At 51.0% G+C, this 614-nt stretch carries 1 protein-coding gene; it reads left to right on the forward strand.

What is annotated here, in order from left to right; genetic code table 11:
* A partial coding sequence (locus tag MJ764_RS11375; RefSeq protein WP_239327140.1) for a ShlB/FhaC/HecB family hemolysin secretion/activation protein occupies positions 1–614 on the forward strand: 614 nt, incomplete at both ends.

The following is a 614-nucleotide window of genomic DNA, read 5'->3' on the forward strand; positions in this document are numbered from 1 at the left end:
GACAATACCGATTTTGGCATTACCCGCATGTTGTATCGCAACAGCCACCGCAAAACCGACATGACTGCCAAACTGTGGCGGCGCGAATCACACAACTTCATTAACGATGCCGAAATCGAAGTCCAGCAACGACGTACAGCTGGCTGGACAGTCAACCTGAACCATCAAGAGTACATCGGCAACGCCATCCTCAACCTAGGAATAGGGTACAAACGCGGCACTGGTGCGGGTAACAGCTTACGTGCACCCGAAGAAGAGTTTGGAGAAGGCACCTCACGCATGAAAATCATCAGTGCTGATGTTGGCTTCATGCTGCCATTCACCTGGGGTAAACAACATCTGAGCTACGACAGCAACTTTCACGGCCAGTGGAACAAAACCCCATTAATCACCCAAGACCAAATTTCCATAGGCGGGCGTTATACCGTTCGAGGCTTTAATGGCGAAATGAGCCTGATGGGAGAACGAGGCTGGTATTGGAACAACAACCTCAACTGGCAATACAAAGCAGGGCAACAAGTATATCTAGGGTTAGATGTTGGCCACGTTGCCGGGCCCGCCACCGAAATGCAGCTAGGAAAAACACTGGCCGGAGCCGTAATCGGCTTTAAAGG

Source organism: Snodgrassella gandavensis (assembly GCF_914768025.1).
Classification (GTDB): Bacteria; Pseudomonadota; Gammaproteobacteria; order Burkholderiales; family Neisseriaceae; genus Snodgrassella; species Snodgrassella gandavensis.